Annotated in this window: 16 protein-coding genes; 13 read left to right on the forward strand and 3 right to left on the reverse strand. The window is 66.9% G+C overall.

What is annotated here, in order from left to right; translation table 11 throughout:
- Window positions 1-197: 197 nt before the first annotated feature.
- The 9 genes from AKJ09_RS36830 (at window position 198) to AKJ09_RS36870 (ending at window position 9954) form a co-directional block, all read left to right on the forward strand.
- Window positions 198-1427, forward strand: coding sequence for a substrate-binding domain-containing protein (locus tag AKJ09_RS36830; protein WP_146652526.1), 1230 nt, complete (start codon window positions 198-200; stop codon window positions 1425-1427).
- A 5-nt stretch (window positions 1428-1432) separates the two neighbouring features.
- Complete coding sequence (locus tag AKJ09_RS36835) at window positions 1433-1696, forward strand: hypothetical protein (protein WP_146652527.1); 264 nt, start codon at window positions 1433-1435, stop codon at window positions 1694-1696.
- 91 nt (window positions 1697-1787) lie between these two features.
- Window positions 1788-3308, forward strand: coding sequence for a hypothetical protein (locus AKJ09_RS54485; protein ID WP_205633913.1), 1521 nt, complete (start codon window positions 1788-1790; stop codon window positions 3306-3308).
- Window positions 3305-4279, forward strand: coding sequence for a hypothetical protein (locus AKJ09_RS36845; RefSeq protein WP_146652528.1), 975 nt, complete (start codon window positions 3305-3307; stop codon window positions 4277-4279). The genes AKJ09_RS54485 and AKJ09_RS36845 overlap by 4 nt, the downstream gene beginning before the upstream one ends.
- 39 nt (window positions 4280-4318) lie before the next feature.
- On the forward strand, window positions 4319-5047 hold the full coding sequence (locus AKJ09_RS36850; protein ID WP_146652529.1) for a MotA/TolQ/ExbB proton channel family protein: 729 nt from the start codon (window positions 4319-4321) through the stop codon (window positions 5045-5047).
- 3 nt (window positions 5048-5050) lie between these two features.
- Window positions 5051-5461, forward strand: a complete 411-nt coding sequence (locus tag AKJ09_RS36855; RefSeq protein ID WP_146652530.1) for an ExbD/TolR family protein — start codon at window positions 5051-5053, stop codon at window positions 5459-5461.
- A 22-nt stretch (window positions 5462-5483) separates the two neighbouring features.
- Window positions 5484-6224 (forward strand): energy transducer TonB, encoded by a 741-nt coding sequence (locus AKJ09_RS36860; RefSeq protein ID WP_146652531.1) that lies wholly within the window; start codon window positions 5484-5486, stop codon window positions 6222-6224.
- Window positions 6221-8914 carry a TonB family protein gene (locus AKJ09_RS36865; protein WP_146652532.1) on the forward strand — a complete coding sequence of 898 codons (2694 nt, stop codon included), beginning with the start codon at window positions 6221-6223 and terminating at the stop codon, window positions 8912-8914. Before AKJ09_RS36860 ends, AKJ09_RS36865 begins: the two co-directional genes overlap by 4 nt.
- On the forward strand, window positions 8914-9954 hold the full coding sequence (locus tag AKJ09_RS36870; protein ID WP_146652533.1) for a hypothetical protein: 1041 nt from the start codon (window positions 8914-8916) through the stop codon (window positions 9952-9954). The genes AKJ09_RS36865 and AKJ09_RS36870 overlap by 1 nt, the downstream gene beginning before the upstream one ends.
- Window positions 9955-10029: 75 nt before the next feature.
- Here the strand turns inward: AKJ09_RS36870 and AKJ09_RS36875 are convergent, their stop codons facing one another.
- Window positions 10030-10746, reverse strand: coding sequence for a hypothetical protein (locus AKJ09_RS36875; protein ID WP_146652534.1), 717 nt, complete (start codon window positions 10744-10746; stop codon window positions 10030-10032).
- 115 nt (window positions 10747-10861) lie between these two features.
- Here AKJ09_RS36875 and AKJ09_RS36880 point away from each other — a divergent pair, with 115 nt between their 5' ends.
- Window positions 10862-15511, forward strand: coding sequence for a HEAT repeat domain-containing protein (locus AKJ09_RS36880; RefSeq protein WP_146652535.1), 4650 nt, complete (start codon window positions 10862-10864; stop codon window positions 15509-15511).
- On the opposite strand, the gene AKJ09_RS36885 is transcribed toward AKJ09_RS36880, so the two are convergent.
- Window positions 15451-16899 (reverse strand): hypothetical protein, encoded by a 1449-nt coding sequence (locus tag AKJ09_RS36885; protein WP_146652536.1) that lies wholly within the window; start codon window positions 16897-16899, stop codon window positions 15451-15453. The genes AKJ09_RS36880 and AKJ09_RS36885 overlap by 61 nt on opposite strands.
- A gap of 102 nt (window positions 16900-17001) precedes the next feature.
- The gene (locus AKJ09_RS53555) at window positions 17002-18474 is read right to left on the reverse strand and encodes a serine/threonine-protein kinase (RefSeq protein ID WP_169928160.1); all 1473 of its coding nucleotides are present in this window, start codon (window positions 18472-18474) and stop codon (window positions 17002-17004) included.
- Window positions 18475-18504: 30 nt separating this feature from the next.
- On the opposite strand from AKJ09_RS53555, the gene AKJ09_RS53560 reads away from it, so the two are divergent.
- From AKJ09_RS53560 to AKJ09_RS36905, 3 genes are all read left to right on the forward strand, one after another.
- Entirely contained in the window at window positions 18505-21105 is a 2601-nt protein-coding gene (locus tag AKJ09_RS53560; RefSeq protein WP_169928161.1) for a tetratricopeptide repeat protein, read from the forward strand.
- Window positions 21106-21200: 95 nt separating this feature from the next.
- Window positions 21201-22208 carry a GIDE domain-containing protein gene (locus AKJ09_RS36900; protein ID WP_169928162.1) on the forward strand — a complete coding sequence of 336 codons (1008 nt, stop codon included), beginning with the start codon at window positions 21201-21203 and terminating at the stop codon, window positions 22206-22208.
- Between the two features lie 173 nt (window positions 22209-22381).
- Complete coding sequence (locus AKJ09_RS36905) at window positions 22382-24337, forward strand: ATP-binding protein (RefSeq protein WP_169928163.1); 1956 nt, start codon at window positions 22382-22384, stop codon at window positions 24335-24337.
- The last annotated feature ends 119 nt before the right edge of the window (window positions 24338-24456 follow it).

Below are 24456 nucleotides of genomic sequence, written 5' to 3' on the forward strand. Positions count from 1 at the left end.
CGAAAGCTGAACCGTCGATCGCGTGGCGAGATTTCGGCTCTCGCGTGAACTGCCCGTCGGTTGTCACAAAGAGCTCACAAGAAGGCCGTCATGCGCTCGCACGAAAGTCGCAAAACGCGCACGTCCACTTCACGTGAGGCCCGTAGCCTCCGACGCGCTCGTCGAAGCGTGAATCGCGAGCAGGAAGGTAACTTCGAATGAAACGTCCGTTCTTCTCGGGCGCGCTCGCCACCGGCGCCGCGCTCGCGACGATGGTTTGTGCTTCGTCCACGGCTTTTGCGGCCAACCCGCAGTGCAGCACGCTTGGTGGCGACCAGGTTTACCTCGCTGGTTCCAGCGCGGTGAAGCCGGTCCTCAAGCAGCTCAGCGCGACGCTCAAGGGCGCCGGCAGCTCGATTCGCCTCATCTACCAGAGCACCGCCTCGTGCAATGGTCTCAGCGAAGTCGCTACCCAGACGGGTGACAAGACGAGCGGCAGCTACTGGGACGACGCGGGGACCGAGCTGAAGTGCGATGTCGATACGACCGCCGGGCACATCCCGGACATCGGTCTCTCGGACGTCTACGCTTCGACGTGCGACGGCGTGACCGTCCCGGCGACCGGCTTCAAGGACTTCCACGGCCCGGTGCAGGTCATGACCTTCGTGGCGCCCCCGTCGTCGAGGGAAAGCTCGATCAGCGCAGAAGCGGCTTCGGTCGTTTACGGCTTTGGCGGCACGGGTACGGTCGTTACCCCGTGGAGCGACAAGACGGCGCTCTTCCAGCGCCCCGACACCTCCGGCACCCGCCGCATGATCGGCAAGGCCATCGGCCTCCAGATCAGCAAGTGGAACGGCACGGAAAAGTCCGGCAGCGGTGACGTTCTCAGCGCCGTCCACACGGCGGACGCGACGAACCCCAACGGCGGTCTCGGCATCCTGGCGGCGGACTACGCGGACACGAACCGCGCGGGTACGCAGTCGGCGGTCAAGATCCTCGCGTTCCAGCCCAAGGGCTCGAGCTGCGCACTCCTCCCGGACTCGTCGTCGACCTCGTTCGACAAGGTGAACGTCCGCTCGGGCAAGTACACGATCTGGGGTGCTCTCCACCTCCTCACGAAGGTCGACGGTGCGGGCGTCCCGACCAACCCCAACGTGAAGACCGTCATCAACTACTTCACGCGCGAAGGTCTCGACGCCGCGGCGAAGAAGACGATGATCGACACGGAAGTCGCGGCTCACACGATCCCGTGGTGCGCGATGAACGTGAAGCGTGATGGTGAGGTCGGCGACGTTCAGTCGGTGGCCTACCAGCCCGAGGAGCCGTGCGGCTGCTACTTCGAGTCGAAGGCCCAGGGTACGGCGCCCTCGACGTGTAAGGCGTGCACCGCGGACACGGAGTGCGGTGGTTCGAACAAGTGCCGCTACGGCTACTGCGAGGCGAGGTGATCATCATGAACCGTAAGACCATTGCGATCCTCGCGACCGTTCTCGGCGCGGGCCTCATGACGCTCGCGGCGTGCAGCAGCGACTCGTCGAGCGCCACCGACGGCCCGAAGAACAACCCGCCGATCACCAACCCGGACAACAAGGACGGCGGCAACACCAACCCCGACGGCGGCAACACCGACCCCGACGGCGGTGAGCCCGAGACGTGCACCGGCTCGACGTTCGACAACACCCGTATCCCGGGCTGGCCGACCGTCCCGACGCCCTGATTCGAACCTTTGTCCGCTCGTCCCGGCGTATCGCTCAGCGATCGCCGGGGCGGCGGGCTCTCGCCTGACGCCTAATTAGAGCTCGAGATCGATGCATTCTTCGTTGAGTCGTTCGGCGGCGATCCTCGCATTCGCCTCCACCCTCGTCGTCGCTCGTTCCGCCCACGCGCAAAACAAAGCGCAGGACGACGATGACGATCTCGTCGTTCCTTCGACGCCGGGTTCCCAGCCGGCCAAGGCGCCCGCGAGCGCCCCTGCGACTGCTCCCGCCGCGCCCAAGCCGGCCGGTGCAGCACCTCAGTCTCCTGCAACCGCGCCTGCAGCGGCGAATGCCGCCCCCGCTTCGGCCGACGTTCAAGAGCGCCTCGCCGTGCTCGAACAAGAGGCGAAGGAAGCGCGTGAACGCAATGGAGTGCTCGGGCATCTCGCCGAGCTTCTTGCGCCGTACCGTGTGACCGGCTTCCTCCAGAGCGAATACCAGACGAACCAGACGTCGGAGGACCAGCTCGGTCAGGGCGGAACGCTCCTCAACAAGGATCGCTTCACGCTCCGTCGCGCGCGCGTTCGCGTCGACGGCGAGTACAAGTATGCCGCCCTCCAGATCGAGGCCGACGGCAACACGATTCGTGGACCGCAGATGCGGATCCTCCACGCCTTCGGCACGCTCAAGGTGCCGGGCAACGATCCCAAGGTGCCGCTCGCGGCGGTGACCATGGGTCTCTTCGATACGCCGTTCGGCTACGAGCTGACGGAGTGGCCGCGCAACCGCTGGTTCATGGAGCGCACGTCGGCTTCGCAGGCCTTCTTCTCGGCCGAGCCGGACGTCGGCATCAAGCTCCACGGCGGCATCTCGTTCCTCCGCTGGGACATCGCCTTCATGAACGGCGAGCCGCTCGAGAACAAGAACGGCTTCCCCGGCCTTACGCCCCGCTCCGAAAAGGACATCGTCTTCCGCGTCGGCGCCGAGACCACGCCGCGTAGCGACCTCGGCGTCTCCGGTCACGTCTCCGCGCTTCGCGGCAAGGGCTTCCACTCCGGCACCGACGCCACCAAGGGTTTCGTCCAGTGGAAGGACGCCAACGAAGATGGCGCCATCCAGCCCACCGAGCTCTCGGGCGTCTCGGCCGCCTCGGCCACGCCTTCGCAGACGTTCGATCGCTGGGCGGTCGGCGCCGACCTTCAGGTCCGCCTTCGCACGGAGCTCGGTCAGACGATGCTCTACGGCGAGCTCGTTCTCGCGAACAACCTCGACCGCACGCTGTTCATCGCCGACCCGGTCACGAACGGCACGGACTCGCGCGAACTCGGCTTCTACGCCGGCTTCACGCAGGAAGTCACCAAGTGGGGTGTCGTCGGCTTTCGCTACGACCACTACGACCCCAACGCCGACTTCTTCGACAAGCGCGGCGGCAAGCTGATTCCGACCTCGCAGGCGATCGACACGTTCTCGCCGATGGTCGGTCTCGTCCTCCCGGATCCGAAGGGCACGGACCGCGCGCGCCTCTTGTTCCAGTACGACATCATCCGGGACAAGCTCGCGCGTGACGACCGCGGTCTTCCGCACGATCTCAAGAACAACGTCCTCACTCTCCGCCTGCAGGTGGCACTGTGATTCGCCGCTCGATCGCATCGGCAATCCTCGCCGTCAGCCTCGGCGTCGGTCTCTGCGGGAGCTTCGCGGCTTGTGATGGCAGCGACGCAAGGGTCGGTGTCGACGAACCGATGCACGTGAAGAGCGCGCAGTTCATCGAAGGCGCGCTCCCCGGCACGCAGCCCGGCACGCCCGGTCCGGACGACCTCAAGGTCACCAGCATCAGCTCGAACAACCGTGTCGTCCTCCCGGGACAGGCCGGAAAGAAATTCGAGGGGCGGGCATCCCAGCGCGCAACGGGCATCGGGGTTCGGTTCGCGGACGTCGGCACCGGCTACTGGGTCTTCCCGCTCGGCGCGCCCGACCCGCAGTTCCCTGGCGAGCTCTCGTGGGGGGCCGATGTCGACTTCTCGACCATCGTGACGCAGACGCCGGGCTTCCACCCGCTGCGCGTCGTCGCCATCGACGCGAACGGCGTGGCCGGCGAGCAGGACGAAGTCAGCCTGTGCGTCGCCTCGGCCATCCCCGACAATCTGAACTCCTGCGATCCCAAGATCGCGCCCCCGGACGTCGTCGTCTCCCTTGTGTGGGACGCGCCGATGGACGTCGATCTCCGCGTCACCCTCCCTGGTGGTCGCACGGTCGATCCGAAGCACCCGCTCACCGATCCCACCGCTGACGGCGGAGCCGCGAACCCCGACATCGGTGTTGTCGACCGCGATTCTCTCGCGTCGTGCGTCGAAGACGGTCGCCGTCGCGAAAACCTCGTCTGGCAGAAGCGCCCGCAGGGCACCATCGACCTGTACGCGCAGCTCTTCAGCGCGTGCGGCCGTCAGGCCACCTCCTTCAGCTACGTGATTTACGAGGCCGAAGGCGAAGTACCGAATCGCAAGCTCGTCGAGAAGAAACGCTTCGACGGCCGCCTCGCCAACACGCTCTCGGGCAACGAGAGCGAACAGCCGCCGCTCTACGTGGCGTCCTACACCTTCTGAAGTCTTCCCTGCCTCCGTTACTGCGAAAGGAAAACCCCCGTGCTCGTCGAACGTCTTCTACGCATCGCCCTCCTGGGCAGCTCGTGGGTCATGTACCTGCTCCTCTTGTTGTCGGTGTTCTCGATCGCCGCGATGGTCGAGCGCGTCTTCTTCTTCCGCCGCAACAGTGGTGATGCCGATGCCCTCGCCGACGAGCTGGTTCGCCGCCTGCGCGCAGGCGACATCAACGGCGCCAAGAAGGCGGCCGGGGAGAGCCGCGCGATCGAAGCCCAGATCATCGGCGCGTCGCTCGAGTGGATCGACGGCGGCGCCGAGGCCTTCAACGACGCGGTCGAATCCCAGCTCGGAAAGCGCAAGAAGGACCTCGAGCGTGGCCAGGGCTACCTCGGTACGCTCGGCTCGAACTCGCCGTTCATCGGTCTGTTCGGCACGATCATCGGCGTCATTGAAGCCTTTCACCAGCTCGGTGACGGCGCGAACAAGGCGGCAATGGGCAACGTCATGAGCGGTATCGCCGAAGCTCTCGTCGCCACGGGCGTCGGTCTCTTCGTCGCCATCCCTGCCGTCATCGCCTACAACATCGTCCAGGGGAAGATCGCGACGGTGGAGACCAACGTGGCGATGATCGCCAAGCAGGTCACCGCGTCGATGAAGGCCGAAGAGCACCGTGGCTCGGCTGCGCGCACCGCGTCGAACGGCAGCGAGCGCAAGGGCATCGTCATCCCGACGGCGCGCACCAGTGACGCGGCCATCGCCGAGGCGGAGTGACCGATGGGCGCCTCACTCGGCGGCGGTAAGAGCCGCGGCGGCATCGTCGGAATCAACATCACCCCGATGGTCGACGTGGTGCTCGTGCTCCTCGTCATCATGATGGTCTCCGCCACGTACATCGTCGCGCAGAGCCTCAAGGTGGAGCTCCCCAAGAGCGCCAGCTCGGACGACGCGGTCACATCGACCGCCCAGGTCAGCGTCTCGAAAGAGGGCAAGTACTACTTCAAGCAGGAGCCGGTCAGCGAAGACGAGCTCGTCGCCAAACTTCGTGAAGCGAAGGCGGGCGGCGCAGAGCTCAACCTCGTGATCAGCGCCGACACGACGGCCCAGCACGGCAAGGTCGTCCACGTCATCGACCTCGCCAAGCGCGAGGGCATCTCGAAGTTCGCGATCAACGTCGATCACGAGTGATCGACCCGTCCCTTCCCAAGCGATGAACCGCATTCAGAGCATTCTCGTTGGTGGAAGCCTCATCGCGCACGTCGGCGTGTACGCGTGGATGGGCGCACTCCCCAAGGAGAAGAAGACGAGCTCCGTGGCCATCGCGCTCGCGGAGTCGAAGAAGAAGACCGAGGAGGCGAAACCGAAGCCTCCCGAGCCGCCGCCTCCTCCGAAGCCCGCAGCGCCCGCGCCGAAGGCCAAGGCCGCCATGGCCGAGCCGAAGGCAGCACAAGCCCCCGAGCCTCCGCCGCCCACCAACGCTCCGCCGCCGCCTCCCGCAGGCGACGCCCCGGCCGCGATGGATGGATTCGCGGACCTCGGAAACCTCGCGATGGGCAACGGCGGTGGTGGCATGGCCATCCCGACCGGACCTCGCGGTCCCGCACCCGCCGGCACGGGCACCGCGCCGGTCAAGCAGGTCAAGACGCTCGCGCCCGTCGCAGCGGACGACTGCAAGGAAGACCCCGTCAAACCGCAGCTCGAGAAGCAGATCCAGCCGCAGTACTCGGCGGAGGGCCGGCAGGCGAACGTCGAAGGCCCCGTGAAGCTCGAGATCACGGTGGACGCGAATGGCGTCGTCACGAACGTGAAAGTTCTCAAAGGTCTCGGCTTCGGCCTCGACGAGGCTGCCATCGCTGCTGCCAAGCAGTGGTCCTTCAAGCCCGCCACGAAGTGCGGCAAGGCCGTTTCTTACACTATCAAGGGCTCCGTTCGCTTCCAGCTCGGATCATGACTCTCTCTCGCAATGCAACCATCGGCAGCGTCGTGCTCGCGGCGCTGACCCTGGGATTCGTGCGTAACGCGCACGCCCAGAGCGACACCCAGCCGGGCGCTCAACGCGTCGGCGATTCCAACTCCAACCCCAACGTCAACGCGAGGACGATCAAGCCGCCTCGCATCGCGAAGTTCGTCGAAGCGGAATATCCGCCGAGCGAGAAAGAATCGGGCAAGGAAGCGGGGGTCGTCCTCTCGCTCGGCATCTCGGAGACGGGCGCGGTCGTCGCGGTCGTCGTCCTCGAGTCGGCGGGTCCGGCCTTCGATGCCGCCGCCGTCGCCGCCGCGCGCCAGTTCGTGTTCGAACCGGCCGAGGTCAACGGCAAGAAGATCCCCGTCAAGATCACCTACAAATACGAATTCGTCGTCAAGCAAGAGGTCATCAAACGCACGAACTCGGACTTCGAGGGCGTCGTTCGTGACCGCACGACGAAGAAGCCGATCGCCGGCGTGAAGGTGAAGCTCGAGACCGGCCAAGAGGCGGTCACCGACGCAAACGGTCACTACCTCATTTCCGACGTCGAGGCCGGTGACCACATGGTCACGCTCTCCGGTGAAGGCCTCACCCAGGTCGGCACGCAGGAGACCTTCGAGGCCGGCAAGAAGCTCGACGCGACCTACGACATCGAGCTGAAGGCCAACGTCCCCGGTGACGACGACAGCGACTTCGAAGTCGTCGTCACTGCACCGCGCATCGGAAAACAGGTCGTTTCGACCGAAATTCCGGCGGAGCAGGGAAGGCGCGTTCCGGGTACGCAGGGCGACGTCCTCAAGGTCGTCGAAAACCTTCCCGGCGTCGCTCGCGCGGCGGTCGGCTCCGGTGCGCTCGTCGTCTGGGGCGCCGCTCCCGAAGACACGCAGGTCTTCGTCGAGGGCATCAAGATCCCTCGCCTCTATCACGACGGCGGTTATCGCTCGGTCATCCACTCCGATTTCGTCAGGTCGGTCGAGCTCGTCCCCGGTGGCTACGGCGCGACCTACGGACGTGGCATCGGCGGTCTCGTCACCGTGCAGCTCCGTCCGATCCAGCAGGACAAGGTTCACGGCAGCGTGTCGGTCGACGTCATCGACGCGTCGGCCAGCGTGAGCACGCCGGTCACCGACAAGCTCTACGCGAACGTCGCGTTCCGCCGGAGCCATCTCGACTCGATCGTCAAAGCCTTCGGAAAGAGCGACGTCGCCGACGTCGTCCCGCTCCCGCGCTACTACGACGGCCAGGCCCGCCTCGTTTATCTCTTCGACACGAACGAGACCCTCGAGCTCGGTGGTCTCTATTCGTCGGACGACATCGACCGCACGCTGCTCGAGGCCGACCCGGCCGACACGAAGCGAGAATCGAAGTCGACGAAGTTCGGCCGCGTCTACGCGCGCTACGAGAAGAAGCTCCGCTCGGGTGAGACGATCACGCTCACGCCGTCGTGGGGTCAGAACCACACGCGCCTGACCAACCGCTTCGGCTCGACGCCCACCGAGCTCACGAACGACGCCAACGTCTTCGGCTTCCGCGGTCTCTATCGCGCACAGCCCGAGAAGTGGCTCGGCGTCTCGGTCGGTCTCGACGTCGACGTCACCGCCAGCTCGCTCCGCCGCGCCGGCTCGGTCAGCTCGCCCGCTCGCGAGGGCGACGTGCGCGTCTTCGGCCAGGCGCCCTCGGACCAGGTCAACGTCGACAACTGGAACACCATCGTCTCGAGCATCGCTCCGTTCGCCGAAGCGGACATCTCGCTCTTCGACGAGAAGCTCCACATCGTCCCCGGCATGCGCATCGAGCCGTACGTCATCTCGGCCGACAAGGCGACGCCGGTGAGCGGTGACGTTCCCCCGGTCGGTACCGCCTCGCAAGAGACGGCGATCGAGCCGCGCATCGCGCTCCGCTATCAGGTGTCGCCGCGCATGATGGCCAAGGCGGCCTTCGGTCTCTACCACCAGCCGCCGGCCGGCGAGGACCTCTCCGCCGTCTTCGGCAACCCCAAGCTTGGTCTCGCCAAGGCGCGTCACTCGCTCGTCGGTACGGCCGTGAAGCTCACCGACACGCTCTCGAGCGAGGTCACCGCGTTCTACTCGAGCATGAGCGACCTCGTTTCGCGCAGCCAGGCTTCGACGCCGCTGCTCGCCGAGGCGCTCGTGCAGCAGGGCAGCGGTCGCTCCTTCGGCGTGCAGTTCCTCCTCCGTCAGGAGCAGATCGGTCGCTTCTTCGGCTGGGCGAGCTACAGCATCATCCGTAGCTTGCGCACCGACGCACCGGGCCTCGACGAGCGCGTCTTCGACTACGACCAGTCGCACGTCTTCACCGCGGTCGGTTCGTACGACCTCGGCGCCGGCTTCGAGTTCGGTCTCCGTGGTCGTTACGCGACGGGCTATCCGCGCACGCCGGTCATCGGCAGCTACTACTCGCCGCGCAGCGACCGCTTCGAGCCGGTCTTCGGCGAGAAGAACACGTCGCGCATCCCGGCCTTCTGGCAGATCGACGCGCGTATCGCCAAGCGCTTCAAGATCGGCCGCACCGACGCCGAGCTCTACCTCGACGTGCAGAACGTGACGAACCACTCGAACTCCGAGGAGGTCGTCTACAGCTACGACTACAAGCGGAAGGCTTACATCACCGGCCTCCCGACGCTTCCGGTTCTGGGCTTCAAATGGACGTTCTGATGAATCGCCGTCTTGGGCTTCTCGCGCTCTTTGCCCTCACCGGCGTGGCGTGCAAACCCGATCTCGATCAGCGGGCCTCGGTGCTCGGTGGCCCGCTGCGCGTCCTCGCCGTGCGCTCGGAACCTGCCGAAGCCGCGCCGCGCGACGAGGTTACGTTCAAGGCGCTGATGGTCGACGCGAACGGCATCGTGATCGACGGCCGTTCCTCGTCGTGGGGCTTCTGCACGGCGCGCAAGCCGCTTGCCGAGCTCGGCCCCGTCAGCCCCGCCTGCTACGAGTCGGGTAGCACGAACTTCGTGGGGCTCGGCGCAGGCGAATCGGTCAAGGGCGTCATTCCAAACACGGCCTGTCGTGACTTCGGGCCGGAAGTTCCGGTGTCGAAGCCCGGCGAAGCGGATGGTCGCCCGGTCGACCCCGATCCGACCGGCGGCTACTACCAGCCGGTCACGCTCGTTGCAGTCGGAGGCGGCGACTCCGTCGTCTCCGTCGACACGACGCGCCTTGCGTGTGGAGTGTCGGGCGCTGCGTCCGAGGACGTCATCGTCTTCAACCAGCGCTATCACCTGAACGAGAATCCCGAGATCGCGAGCCTCTCGATCGACGGCGTTGCCGTTGCCGAAGGCACTCCGGTCACGGTGAGTCCCGGCAAGCGAGTTACGTTCAGTGTTGGCTGGCCGGTGTGCCCGACCACCGACGTTTGCGGCGACCAGATCTGCGGAGCCGACGAGAGCCGTCTCAACTGCGCCGAGGACTGCGCCAAGGCCGTCCCGGTCGGTTGCAAGGGCGCCGAGCGCTACATGAACTACGACGCCGAGGGTCGCTCGCTCGTCGTTCGCCGCGAAGCAATGCGCGTCTCGTGGTTCTCCGCCGGCGGTGCCTTCGACCAGGATCGGTCGGGTCGCGAGACCAACGACACCGTCGACTCGCTCGACAACGGCTGGGTGGCACCCTCGCAGCCCAGCACGGTGAACGGCTGGATCGTCCTCCGCGACGAACGCGGCGGCGTCGCCTGGCGCGGCTTCACGATCGACGTGCGCTGATCGTCGCTCGACGACGTTCAGCGCGCCTTCGACGATCAGCGCTTGCTCGCCGAGCGGGGCATCGTTCGGAGGCGCTCACCTCGGCTTTCCGCCACCGTCGATGACGGGGGGCGTCGAACGCAGCCTGTCGTGCACGCCCGGCAGGAAGAGTTCGCCGCCCCCGTGGGCGTGCGCCCAGGCGCGCTCGAGATCGAGACGACGCTCGGCGTCCAAGACCTCCGGCACGAAGAGCGTCGGATGTTCCTCGGACCGGCCGTAGTTCACGTGCATCGGCAGGCCCCAGCCCTCACTCGAACACACGACCGCGTCGAGCTCGGGCGCGTTGATCCCGGTGACGTGATCCAGAAGGATCGCGTGAGCGCGCACGAGCTGCGCAAACAGCGCGGCGGACTCGTCACCGTGATCCCCGAAGCAGCAGCCTGAGAGCACGAGGCGCTTGGCGATGTAGCAGGCGGCTCCGGAATTGAAGCGGAAATGGCGGGCGGAGACGTCGCCCGTCACCAAGAGAAGGCTCTGCTCGTAGGGGCCGGTCGCGAAGTCGAGGTCTCCGGTCGCCTTCAGGTCGCCGTCGACGACGAGGATCCATGGACTCTTCGGCGCGAGCTCGTCGACTTCGACATTGCCGCTGACGAGCTCGATGACGGGCGCCGGTGTGCCGTGGTTTTGAGCCCGCTGTTCGATTTGATCGAGGATCTCCTCGACCCAGCCGAAGACGTCGGCATCGTTGTGGCGGACGAGGATATCTCGGACGTCGTCGGCGGTCGCGGCGCGTGCGCCAATGGCTTCGAACATTTCGCCAGCCTATCGCACGTCGCCTTTGGTTCGCGAGGCCGGTTCGCGACTGTCGTGCGCGCGCTCCCCCACGCGAGGCTGCCGAGCAGAAAGGCGCCTGGTACCATGGCGCGCGATGGCCATGGCGACCACACCGTTTTCGGTCTACCGCGATCTCGAACAAGGGGATCCGCCGCTCTCGGACGTTGCCCAGATGCTTCGGTCGGCCGACCCAGGGCTGGTGCACGCCGCCGTACTTCATCTCGAGCGACGTCTCCGGTCGGGTGATGTCATCGCCGACTTGGGGCATTGGATTTCGGGCGACCTGTTCGGGCTACCCGGAGAGAGTCAGCTCGTCCTCGCGAGGCTCGCGGTGGATGGTTTTCCGGTTCCGACCGCCGGTCCTCCTCCCGACCTTCCCCCGTCCGTTCGTCTTGCCTGGCTTCGAGCACGTCTTCTGGCAGATCCGGAGACGCTGCACGAGTGCGAAGGGCGAGCGTTGGGGTGGGAGGCTGTCTCGGAGCTTCCGACGGCGCGAGTCATAGGCGCGGGGTTGCTCGCACGGATGGTCCACAGTCAGGACGCCATGGTGCGAGAACACGCGCTCGTTCATCTGCGCGAAGGATTGGAACGGGGCCTTCTATCGCGTGCCGAGGCGCACGATGGGGCCCTCGCGCTGATTCGTGATTCGCGCGCCCCGATCGCGATCGGAGCCATGCGTTTCCTTTCGGCTCCGTGGGCGTTCGGCCTCCCGTTGCCCGAGCTAGCAACGAACGACGGCGATCTGGAACGCGATCGCGAATGGGTCGCGCTTCTGGCGGCTCGACACGAGGTTCGACGGATTCGTCGGCTGCTGACGGAAGACGTCGGCTCGAGACGCCTCGCGCCATGGCTCGTTGCGGCCCTCGGCGACGCGGGTGACGCAGCCGACATCACCGCGATCGTTCGTGAGATCCAAGACGACGTCCATCGCTGCGGAGCGTCGGGGCTGAATGCTCTCCTTGCCTTGAAACGCCGCGGCCACGCTGCCGACGACGACGACGTTCTCGCTCTGCTCGACGTCTATCTGCGCGGTCCGGCATTGGACGTAGCGGCCGTCGCGGAGATCGCAAGTAGCCGCTCCGACCGGGTGATCGCAGAGCTCGACCCATTCCTGCGTGATGGGGCGCCGTGGTCTCGCGTGGTGGCCTTGCTCGAAGCGTTCGGCACCCATGGCGCCATTCGCAGGCTCGAGGGGATCGTACGGACGGAAGCCGAGCGTGAAGGTTGGTGGCATGCGATTCGTGCCCTCGGACGCCTCGGCATCGACGAAGCGGAGACCGACATTCTCCGTCGATTGGACGACGAGCCGGAGGCTTGTCTTTTCGCGCTGAGATACATGGGCGGCGCGCAGGCGGTTCGACGGCTGACGGAGCGGCTCGACGCGCAGGGCGGCTCGATGCCGGTTTGGGCAGCCGCCGCGGCGACGCTCCTCTTCGAGCTGGAGCCGTCGTCGACACTGTTCGGCGCGCTCTCGAAACGCGGACTTCTCTCGACCGACATCTTGGAGGCGCTCCCCGCACACGCGCCCATCGCGCACTCCGAGCCGATGCGAGCCATCGCCTGCCAGGTCGGACACCCGCTCCGCAGAGCTGCAGTTCGCGCCATCGGTCGAACGGGAGGCGTGCTCGCGACGGACCTTCTCGGCAGCCTCGTCTCGGACCACGACGACGACGTGCGAAGCGACGCGTTGGACGCGCTGCGCGCGCTCGGCGAACGCTTGAAGCGCCTCGGTGCGGTGCGGCCTCCCCATTTGGCGTCGGCGGAGAACCCCGGCGACGCACTCGTGGCGGACGCGGTGGTGCGCCGTCTACGCGATCGATCGCTCGACGAGCGCGTGACGATTCGGCTGCTCGACGCCCTCGTTGGGCTGGACCATCCACGCATCGTTTCGGTCGTTCGGCCTTACCTTCGCCATTCGTCGGTCGAGGTTCGAAAGCGTGCCATTGCGTGTCTTGCTGTCTCGGGGCCGCCCGCCGCGCCATGGCTGCTGCCTTCGCTGTCGAAGGTGGACGTCCCCCTCTCTCGCCAGGTCCTCCTCGCCCTCGCGGCAACCCGCGCGCGCGGGCTCGCGGCGAGAATCGGCGAGTTGCTCGACCATGCGAACATGAACCTGAAGAAGACGGCGGCCGAGGCCCTCGTCGTCTCGGGTGACGCAGCGGTCATCCCGAAGCTTCTCCACTGGATTGCCAATCACGACAATCCCGGATTTCGAGAGATTCTGACGCGAGCGCTCGAGGCAATTCTCGGCGGCTGGCATCGAGGCGTGCTCGTGGATTGTCTCGTCGAGACGAACTCGTCGCACTCGCGAGGATTGCTCGTCGACGCATTGTCCGGTGAGCTCTCGGCGGCGGACGTCGCGACGTTGGTGCAGACGCGTTCGCCGGCATCTCCCGAAGCGCAGTCGTGGAGCGTCGCTTTGCTCCAGCGCATCTATGCGGGCGAATTCGTCCTTCGCGGCAGCACGGTCACGATGCTCGATGCCGCGCTTCGCGAACGAGGCCTGGGCCATCGAATCCCGGAGCGGGCCGTGGAGACCGACGGCACGTCGGCGTGGCTCGCTCCCGCCCTCCGGGCAGGGGAGCGATTGAGGTTGGCGCTCCGCGAGTCGCCGCTGTCGGAACGCGGAATCGCAGCGCTGCTGGGCGAGCTGCGAAAAGCCAATGTGAAAGGTCAGTTCGTCCCGACGAGCTTGTCTCGTCGCGAGATTTACGCCCTCGTCGACGTCTATCCGCGCCTCGACGAAGAAGGACAATCGGGGGCACTGCACGTCTTGGCGAATACCGACCTCGATGCCGTCGCTCGGCTTCGTGTCGGCCGACTGCTCGACGGGGCGCCCGTCGACGCCATCCCGCCGGCGCTGATGCGCTGCAAGGCCGACACGTTGACGAACGACTTCGCGCGAGTCGTGATCGATTCGCCCGATGCGGCCGTACGCGACGCTGCGCTGAATACGATGATCCGCGCGGGCGACGTCGAGCTCACGCATTGGCTCGAGTCACATGCGGACTCGCTCGTTCGATATCTGACCCGTAAGGGCGAATACGAAAGTTGCCTCGAGTGGTGCCGGTACCACCATCGACTCCCACTTCTCGTTCGAACGATGTCCGACGTACTCGGGACCTCGTTCACTCTGGAGCAGGCAAGGGCGCTCCGTACGGCCCATCCCGAACTGACGGGGCCAATCCTCTCGGAGCTCACGCGGCTCGGCCCCGGCGCGGACGACGAGCTCGAGGCTATCGCCGGGGCGCGGAGCATCGAGCTCGGGGTGCGCGAGCGAGCATTGACTGAGCTCTCGCAGCGACCCGACGTACGGACGGTCGCCGGCTTCTTCCGTTCGATGTTGGATGACGAACACGTGAGCTTGCGCGAGGTCGCGGCACGCCGGCTCGTACAGCTCGGGGAGCGTGAGGATCGCGTGAAGGTCCTCGAAGCCTTCCTCGATGGCCGATTTCGCGAGCGCTTCACGATTCGAGTCGAACACGAGGACCTACCGTTCTTGGAAAGTGCGGTTCGCGAGGCTCGTGGCCAATCTCGAGTTCGCTTGGTGGAATTGATCGAACGATTCGACGGTAGTTCGAAAGTTCGCCTTTTGCTGCAGCTCTGGAAATCCGGCGATCCCGAGCTCAAGGAGAAGTCTCGCGACGCACTCCGCAACGCGGGCGCCAATCGTGTCGTGCCGTTCGTGGCGAAGGAGCTCGACGAAGGTAACGCGTCGTCTCTCGAGGTCGTTGGCGTGACCGCTTCCATCCCCGAGGCGCTGGCGACGCGCTTCGTGCCAGGCGATCCGACATGGCAACGTTTCCTCGAGCGGATGGCGGCCGGCGGCACGCTGCACGCGCCTGGACTCGTCGACGTCGTCGCCCGATCGCTCGACGCCATGCACGATCGAAATGTCGCGCTTCTCCTCGTTCGCCTCGGTGACTGGTCGGACGACGAGAAGGTGCCGAGTCTCGTCTCCGCCCTTCAGGCGTTTTTGATGGGGGAGGATCGCGAAGATACGGTGGAGCGAATCATCGAGACCACCGCGCAACTCGCCCCGACGTCACGTCTTCGTGTGCTCGCGAACGTCGGTCGGCCGACGGATCGTGCAGTCGTCGACGCGCTCGCCGACCTGGTTCTCGAGAACACTGGTTTCTTGGCGTCGCTCTCCGAGCCGATGGCAACGGCGGTCGAGCGGGCCCTTGGCAAAGGACTCGACGGCGAGCCGGAACGCGCACGGCGGATTCTGAGCTACCGCGCCGCGACTGCCAAAACGGATACGGAGCGGGCGGCGCTCGTCGAACTGCTGGAGCATGCCATGGGGCACCGGGCGGCTCGCGTGCGTATGCACGCCCATCGTCTGCTGAGGACCCACGCGGAACGAACACGCTATCTCGCGGCGACTCGACCGCTCCTCCGCGATGCCGACCCGTCCACCGTTCGGAGTGCCGTGCGCGTGCTCGCATTTGGCCGAGATCACGACTCCGTCGGCGAGATTGCCGAGCTCCTGGCCCATTCCAATGGCGTCGTTCGTGAGGCCGCTCGCGATGGCTTGATTCATCTCGGACCGGACGCCGTTCCCCAGCTGACCAAGGCGATGGCCCGCTCACGCCCCGATCGACGCGGCCCCTACGCCGACGTTCTCGAGCGCATTCAGCGAGGCATCAAGGCCGAGTGCGAGGACGAGGACGACGACGACGAGCTCTACTTGTCCAAGTCGAGGAACGTCACAGTGGGGCGCTTCCCGTTCGAGGGATCCGAATAACCCAAATACAGATAGTGCCCGCGCCGTGCCTGGGCGACGACCGTGCCTGGAACACCAACGGCCTTCGACGTCCATGCCGGGGCAACGCCTTCTCTGTGCAAGGTGATGCCGTTCGACACCGCGAGGCGCTTGCCCTTGTCGTCGACGAAGAGAGTCGGAACATCGAAGTTCGAAGCGCCGGTGATCGTCGCCGTCGTCCACGGGTCGTTGTCGCCGGGACCACGATGCGAGAGGAGAAGCTCGTTGCCCGTCTGGGTGTGTCGGGTGAACATCAGATCGGCGGAGCCGTCGGCGAGCAGGCGGAGAGAATGCCCCGAAAAGGCTGGCGTGGCGTAGCTGGTGGGGCCACTCGAAAGTGCGTCGACGTTCTCGTAGATCCAGCGGTTGCCGTTGTAGAAGACGTGGCGCTTCGCGGTCGTCTGCGCGCCGTCGGGGTGGTACGCCTCGACGACGATGTGCGGCCGATCCATGAACCCGAGCTTCAGGTCGGGCTGGTCCGGCGAGGTTGTCGTCGTGTCGAGGACCTCGCGCTGCCAGGTCGTGCCGTCCCAGTGGGCGTAGGTCAGGTTCGGGAACGACGAGCCGGTGCGCGTGCCGCCGTACGCGACATGCGGCTGATTCTTGCTGTCGACGACCATGTCGAACACGCCACCGATCGCGAGCGTTCCGACGGTGACAGGGGCGGTGAACGTGTGAGCTTGGTCGTCGGAGCGGACGTACAGCACGGAGTAGTTCCCGCTGTACGTGCCGTACAGAACATGAACGTGGCCGAGTGCGTCGACGACCACGCGGTTTCGCAACGTGCCGCTGCCGAGCGGCACCTTTCGCCACGTTCCTGGGACGGCGTCGTAGACGGCGAGGGTCGAGGCCCACGTCCCGGCGTTGGGCGTCGTATAGGCGAAATAGACGTTGCCAGCGTTGTCGACGGCGATTGACGAGCCGTTGTCGGAAGCTTCGGTGTCGACTTGCCATCGATCGACGGCGCAGCAGCCGGTGGGGCACGCCGTTTGGAGGAGGGGACAGCGCCCGCAGCCTTCGTCGACCGTGCCGTTGCAGTTGTCGTCGACGACGCCGTCACACACTTCGGCGTTCGCCGCGCAGTTTCCACCGTCGGGCGCGCCATCCGGGCCTGCCTCGGATGCGTCGTCGTCGGATGCGTCGTCGCCGGCCGCACCGTCTTTCGGAGCGCCGTCGGGATCGTTGCCAGCGCTCCCGTCCTTCGTCTTCGGATCGTTCGGATCGGTGGTGTTCCCGCTGCCGTTGTCGACCTGATCGCTACCGCCGTCACCGCTCCTCGTCGAATCACTCGACGAGCTGCCACAGGCGGCGGCAAAGGTTGCTGCGACCGAACCAACTGCCAACCACAGAACGACTCGAGGCGCGCGCATGCCCCGAGAATACGCTGAAACGCCTCGAGCAGGATGATGACGAGCGCTTTCTTGCGTTACGTAGGCTCCGAAGGGCAGGGGGATCGGGGACTTCGAGCCACGTCACCCCGCGGCGCGTGACTCGGTGGGCTCGATCGATGCGAGCGCGCGCGCGAATGCGGGCATGGTCGCGAAGCGCTCGGCCGGGGTCTTCGCGAGGGCACACGCGAGCAAGTGATCGAACGCGGGCGGTAGCGGCCGGCGCGAAAGCGAGCTCGCCGGCGGTGCCTGGGTCGTCAAGAGCTTCGCGTAGACGCTCGCGAGCGTGCGGTCGAAGAAGGGGGGCGTGCCGGTGACCATCTCGTAGAGCACCGCCCCGAGGCCGTAGACGTCGCTCCGAACGTCGACCTGCTCCCCGCGCGCCTGCTCGGGAGGCATGTACATCGGCGTTCCGACCGCGGCGCCCGTTGCCGTGATGCGTGAGACGTTCGCGTCATCCATCTGTTTGACGAGACCGAAATCGAGGAGCACGGCGCGATCGACGCTCCTGCCAGCCGCGTCCGGGCTGCGCGCGAGGAAGACGTTGGCTGGCTTGAGATCGCGATGCAGAAGGCCCCGTGCGTGAGCCGCAGCGAGCGCGGACGTCAGCTCGAGTCCACGGGCGCGAGCCTCTCGCCACGACATGGCGCCGACCTTCGAGAGACGCTGCTCGAGGGTCTCGCCGTCGAGGAGATCCATGACCATGTAGTGAACGCCGTCGCGCGTCTCGTTGAAGTCGTGCACGCCGATGATGTTCGGATGCCCGATGGCGCTCGCGGCGGTGGCCTCCCGTTCGAAGCGTTTGATGGCGTCGGGCTCGAGGCGTGCGTCGTGGAGGAGCGTCTTGATCGCGTAGCGGCGTCCCGTCCGTCGGTTCCGAGCGGCGTAGACCGCCCCCATGCCACCCGTTCCGAGCAAGGTATCGACGATGTAGGTGTCGTTGAGCACCGTGCCGATCCAAGCCTCCGGGGAGGCGGCGGCAGCCGTGCGCATCGCGGGAGGAGGCGCGCCAGGCCCAGGGAGCGAAGCGGCGGCGGCCCCTCCGAGCTGCGTGGGGGCATGCCCGGACGCCACCGATCGCCCGAGTGGCAGCATGGGGGTGGTCTCGGGTTGAAAGCGAAACGATGGGGCGGCCGGTGGCGATGGCCCGCCGTCGTCGAACACGAGCCCATGGGAGACCGCGTCGACGACGAGCAAATGGGCGTCGCGAGGGCTGAGCTGGAGAGTCGCGACGAGGTCGGCGGCTTCGAAGCTCGTTCGACTGCCACCGAATGCGACGAGCTCTCGAAATTTCCCGAGGCGCACGCGCCGTTCGATCCCCCGCCAGACGAGCGCAATGCCGGCGACGAACGGGAAGAGCCCGATGAACAAGCCAACGACGAGCCCCGCGCGCCACGGGAACGCGTCATCGCTCGGGACGACGAGCAGGAGGATGCCCACGACGAGCCCGAACGTACCGACGACGGTCGCGAGGCCGCCGCCGATCACCATGGTGACCGAGCGCCAGCGGAGCCCGTCGTGCAGGGCTTGGTACCTCTCGAGCCGGATACGCAGCACGTCCTGAGGATACTCGGTTAGAGTGGCCGCGTGCAGCGCGGCATCGTGGGCAGGACGCGGGAGCTCGCGGCGATGGAAGCGCACATCGCGGAGGGCGAGCGGCTCCTGACGGTGTTCGGGCCGGCGGGGATCGGCAAGACCGCGTTCGCGCGCGAGGTCGCACGTAGGTTCGTCGAGGGCACAGCAGGGGGCACCGACAGAGCACGAGCGTGGGCGTGCGACCTCGAACACGCGCGCGATGCCGCGGACGTCGAGGACGCGGTCGCGAGGGCGATTGGCGCCGAGGGGCCGGCTGTCATCGGAGAGGCACTCGGCGTCCGAGGACCGTCGCTCGTCGTTCTCGACGCGTGTGAGCACGTGGGCACGGGCCTCGCGCGGCTCGCGATGTGGCTCGAGGCGGCGCCCGAAGCCATCTTCGTGCTCACGTCGCGCCGAAGGGACGTCGTGCCTGGCGTGGTCGTCGAGCTCGAACCACTGGTCGAGGGCGCCGAGCTGTTTCGCGTCTTCGCCGCCCGATCCGGCGCGCGACTGAACGACGGCGACGCCCCATACATCGATGCGATATGCATGGAATTGGGCAACGTCCCGCTCGCGATCGAGCTCGCGGCCGCGCGCGTGGCCGTGCTGGGGGCGCGCGCGTTGCTTCATCGCTTGAAGACGCGCTTCGAAGTCCTCAGGCGCCCTACGGCAGCGACCGGGCCGGCACGCCATACGTCGCTCGAGGCCGCCATCGACGCGTCGTGGGAGGCCCTCACGGCACACGAACAGGGCGCGCTCGCGCAGTCCTCGGTGTTCCACGGCGGCTTTGCGCTCGAAGCGGCCGAGAGCGTGATCGTGATCGACGCCGAGCCTTCCGCTCCCCCGGTTCTCGACGTCCTCTCGTCTCTGCGCGATAGGGCGCTTCTCTCGTCTCGCCCATCCACCGTGGCCGGCGAAGCACGGCTTTCCCTCGACGCGAATGTCCGCGCCTACGCGGCACGCAAGCTCGGTTCTGGTGTGCTCGCGGCCGAGGAGCGCCACGCGCAATATTATGCGACGACGGCGGACGCGTGGGCTCGCGCGCTCGACGGAGCGGACGGCGCGGTCGCGCGTCTTCGGGTGCTGGCCGACAAGGACAACATCCTCGCGGTTACCCGGCGGGTGCGCAGGGAAGGTCCCGTTGGGGTGCGCACCGCAGAGCCCGCGCTCCGTGCGCTCGTGGCGCTCGCGCCGGTGCTGCTCGCTGCCGGGCCATTCGAAGCGTATGCGCAGGTCCTCGAGCCTGTGCTCCACGCGACCCGTTCGTCCGGTGCCGATCCGCGGCTCGTGGCGCGCGTGCTCCTCGTGCGTGCGACCATCGCGCGTCTGCGGGGGACACCTCGGGCAGCTGCGGAGGACCTCGTTCGCGCGCTCGGTATGGCGCGCGCGGTCGGGGACCTGCGAATCGAAGCTCGCGCCCTCACGGAGATCGGCGTCGCCCTCGAGGCGCGCGGGGATCTCGCGGGGGCCGAAGAGCATCACGGCCTTGCCATGAACCTGGCGCGGCGCGCCGACGACGGTGTCGAGGAGGGAGCCATCGCACGTCGTCTCGGAGTCCTCGTCGCACGACGCGGGCGATGCGACGAAGGCACCGCGCTCCTCGAACGAGCACTCTCGCTCCACCAGGCGACGAATGCGGCTTGGACCGTCGCCGAGGATCATCGTGCGCTTGCCGCACTCGCGATCGACCGCGGTGCCGTCGAACGGGCGCGAAGCCACGTCGAAGAAGCGTTGCGAGATTCGCGCGAAGCGAACGACGTTCGCGGCGAAGCGCTCGCCATGGAGCTCGCCGGGCTGCTCGCCCACGACGCGGGGGATCTCGAGGTGGCGGCCCGTTCCTATGGCGAAGCGCTCGAGCGGTTGCAGGAGCTCGGAGCCCGTCACCTCGAAGCGGCTCTGCTCGTCCGTCTCGGCGCCGTCGCGCGTGAACGTGGACGCGCTGCGGAGGCTTGGACGCTCCTCCGCACGGCCTCGTCGCGCCTCCGCGACGACCCCGCCGCGAGCGCGCTGCTCGCCGCTCATGTCGCTGCCCTCGAGGCGGCGGCAGGCCGACCCGACGACGCCCGCGTCAGCATTGGGCAGGCCGCGGAGGGGATCGTCGAAGGGGGCGACGTGGTGGCCTCGTCGTTCCTCGCGGTGGCGCGCGCGACGCTCGAAGGGCGAGCGCCTCTGGTCGAGAACGCCGCGGAGCTCGATGTGCTCGCGCGCCGGTCGGCCGACCTACGCATCTTCCTGCGAGGCGGACGAGCCGCGCCGCGCGTCGTCGAGCCCCCGCCCGAGCCGTCCACCCTCGAGGCGGCGCTCGTCGTCGGCGAGGGCGGTCTTTGGTTCCGCGTTCCAAACGGCGAACGTGTCAGCCTCGAACGTCGACGTTCGCTCGCGCTCCTCCTCGATCGACTGCTCGCCGCGCGCCTCGAACATCCCGGCGTCGCGATCGCGTCGGAGGCTCTCCAGCGCGCGGCCTGGCCGGGCGAGAGGATCGTCCCTTCCGCCGGGGCGCATCGTCTTCGCGTTGCCGTCGCGACCCTTCGCAAGCTGGGGCTTCGCGAGCTCGTCGAGACGACGCCGACCGGCTATCGCCTCTCCGGCGACGTGCCGTGCGTGCGGGCCTGACGCGGCTTCCCGAGGTTTGATGCAGGTTTGATGCGCCTTTGATGATGTCAAAGGCGATGGTTCCGTCCGACGCAGCAACCCACGAAGGAGCCGTCATGTTGCAAGTTGGACTCGTCGCCGTAGCGCTCGGAATCGTCGGACTTCTCTACGGCATCATGCAGAAGCTGAAGGCAGGCCGCGTCGCGGACGCACCACTCGTGTCGACGGGCGACGCGGCGAGCAAGGGGGCGCAGGTTGCGTCGCCCAAGGGGGCCATCTCGGCGCAGGGAAACGTGGTGTGTCCTCAGCCCTTGATCTCTCCGGTGACGGGAACGCCGTGCCTCTACTATGAGCTGCGGTGCAAGGCCGAGTGGAAGCAAGGCGACACGACGAAGTCGAAGGAAGTCCTGGACGAGAAACGCGCCGCGCACTTCACGATCGACGACGGAACCGGTCCCGTCGTCGTCGATGCGAGCAAGGGTGGCGACTTCGAGCCGAGTCGCACCAAGACGGAGACGAAGGCGACGGGGCTCCTCGGCGGAATCACGGGGGCGGACGTCGTCTTCGGAAACTATCGCGTCTCGGCCGGCCCCTTCGCGCTCGGCACGAAGTTTACCGTCGAAGAGGAGGTCCTGCCGGTCGTGCCACGCGTCTATGCGTGCGGTCGGGCGGAAGGTGGGGCCATCGTTTCGCCGTCGTGGCGCTCGCTGCTCATCGATGCGCGTTCGCGCGACGAGCTCCTCTCGGCCGCGACGACCGGCGCCAAGCGGTTCCTTATCGGCGGCGCCGTCGCCTTCGCCCTTGGAGGCGGTCTCTGCACCGTCGCGCAACTCACGGCGCCGAAGAACGAGGCGCCGCTCGCGCCTGCCGCGAGCACGCTCACGACGGCCGCGCCGTCGAAGACGCCGGAGACGCCGGATGCCGCGACACCGGCCGCCGACGATACGGATGCACCCGCGGCCAGCGCTCCGTCGCCGAAAGCCGGCGTAGGGGTGGCACGTCCGAAGTCTCCCGCCGGACCGGCGACCGCGGCTGGCGCAGCGAAGCCTGCCGGATCCGCATCGGTCGCGAAGCCTGCGTCGTCGGCGAAGCCCGTGACGAGCGCGAAGGCCGCCGCACACTGATGGGCCGGGGCGAGCGGATTGCCGGTCACCGCGCGACGATGGTGGTGACCGGGCCCTCGCTGCGTCGACGACGCGCCCCGTGATGGCCGGGCGGTAACGTACCGAGGGGCGTCTGTTCGCCCGAGCTCGCCCGCGCGTCGCGGCCCGGCGCGCCTCGTGCAATGCCGGGGCCCATGTTCGTCGGGCCAACGCAGGGCGCGGCCGTCCTCGTCATTCGCGACGCGCGCGCCGTGAGCGCCAACGACGCCGCGGTGGAGCTGTTCGGTGAGGGATGCATCGGCAAGACGCTCGAGGAGCTGTTCTGCGAAGACTCGGCGACGCGGTTGAATACGCTCTCGCCGCTCCGCTCCTCCGTCGTCGTGGAGCTGGAGTTCTGGCGCCACGGTGAGCCGATGCAGGCTCGCTTCACGGTCGTGCCTCTCGGCGACGAGTTGGTCTTGATCAACATGTCGAGCTACCTCGAGCTCGAGCAGCTCGGTCGTGCCTCGCACGCCGTGACGGAGTCCCTGGCGAACCTGCCACAATCGTCCTTGTCTGCCGTGCTCTCGACCATCGCGGTCCAAGCGCAGTCGCTCACGAACGCCCAGTACGTCGCGCTCGGTATCGGCATGGAGGAAGGCGTCGCGTTCAAGCCCTGGGTGGCGATCGGCGTACCGGAGGACGTCGCGTGTAAGATTGGAAGAACACCGCGACCGATAGGCTTGCTCGGAAAGGTCGTACGCACGGGCGAACTGCTGCGCGTCGCGGATGTCCGACGGGATCCGGAGTTTCTGGGCTTCCCCGCGCATCATCCCGCCATGGGCCCGTTCCTCGGTGTTCCCGTGACCTCCCGTGGGCACGCCGTCGGCAATCTCTATTTGGCCAAACCGGCGGGAGCCGACGAGTTCACGAGCGACGATGCGCATCGCGCCCGCATGCTCGCGGCCAGGGTGGGCGTCGCCATCGAAACAGCCCTGTTCTACGTCGACGAGAAGCTTCAGCGCGAATGGCTCCAGCAGATCATCGACCAAATGCCCGATGCCGTGCTCCTGTACGACGAGAACGGGCGGCTCAAAGCCACCAACCAGGCGTGTGACAACGTTCGTTGCGAGCCGCGCGGTCAAGATGCCTTCGGCAATGCGGTCGTCGTGGAGCTGCAGGGGATGGACGGAAAGCCGATCCCCGACGTCGAGCAACCTCTCGTGAAGGCACTGCGCGACCACGAGCTCACGTTGCGAAAGGACGCGCTGATTCGACGTGTCGACGGGCGGCTCGTACCCGTTGCGCTGAGCGCATTGCCCGTGCGCGAGCTCGATGGAAGCGTCTCGGGCGTGACCGTGATCATCGAAGACATGTCGTCTCGGACGGCGGCCGAGCGAATGCGCGCGGAATGGTCCGCTCTCATCGCGCATGACCTGAGGCAACCCGTTGGCGTCATTTCTCTCGGAACGGACCTGCTGCTTCGTTCCGATGCGAAGGGCATGGACCCTATCGGGCGACGTATGCTGGAGCGCATCCGGTCGGCATCGACGCACCTCGACCGCATGATCTCGGACCTCACCCAGGCTTCGCTCATCGAATCGAAGCGCTTGTCCGTGAATCTCGCGCCACTCGAGCTTCGTGATCTCGTGACGTCGACCGTCGAGAATCTGAAGGCGGTGTCGAACGCTCGGCAGCTGCGCGTCGAAATCTCGGGAAATCCCACCGTGCTGGGGGATGCGGACCGCGTCCGGCAGGTGCTCGGAAACCTGATATCGAATGCCGTCAAGTACGGTACTGCGGGGACCGAAATCTTGGTCGAGGTGCGCGAAAACCCGAAAGAGGTGGAGACCATCGTTACGAACCGCGGACCTGGCATCAGCCCCGAGCAGCTTCCTGTCGTCTTCGAGCGCTTCGCGCGCACCCGCGAAGCAAAGGGTGGAAAGATGCCTGGGCTAGGTCTTGGTCTGTACATCGCGAAGGGGCTCGTCGACGCGCACGGTGGACGGATATGGGTCGAGAGCATTCCGGGCGACACGACGAGATTTCATTTCACGCTGAAGAAGCTCCTCGACGTGCCCGATACGGCCTCGTCGGGCGACGCCGGCCAAACGATCGAGCCCGACCGACGCTTCGGCAATCGAGGGCGGCACGGCAGGCCATCTCCGTGATTCAGGAGACGGTCGCGCCGACGAGCAAGCGCGATTCAGACGGGCTTTACGCTCCGATTTCAGGCGCGCCGAGGGCGGCTTCGGATGGTTCCTCGGCTCGGCGATCGGGAGGGCTGCCG

Source organism: Labilithrix luteola (genome assembly GCF_001263205.1).
Classification (GTDB): Bacteria; Myxococcota_A; Polyangia; order Polyangiales; family Polyangiaceae; genus Labilithrix; species Labilithrix luteola.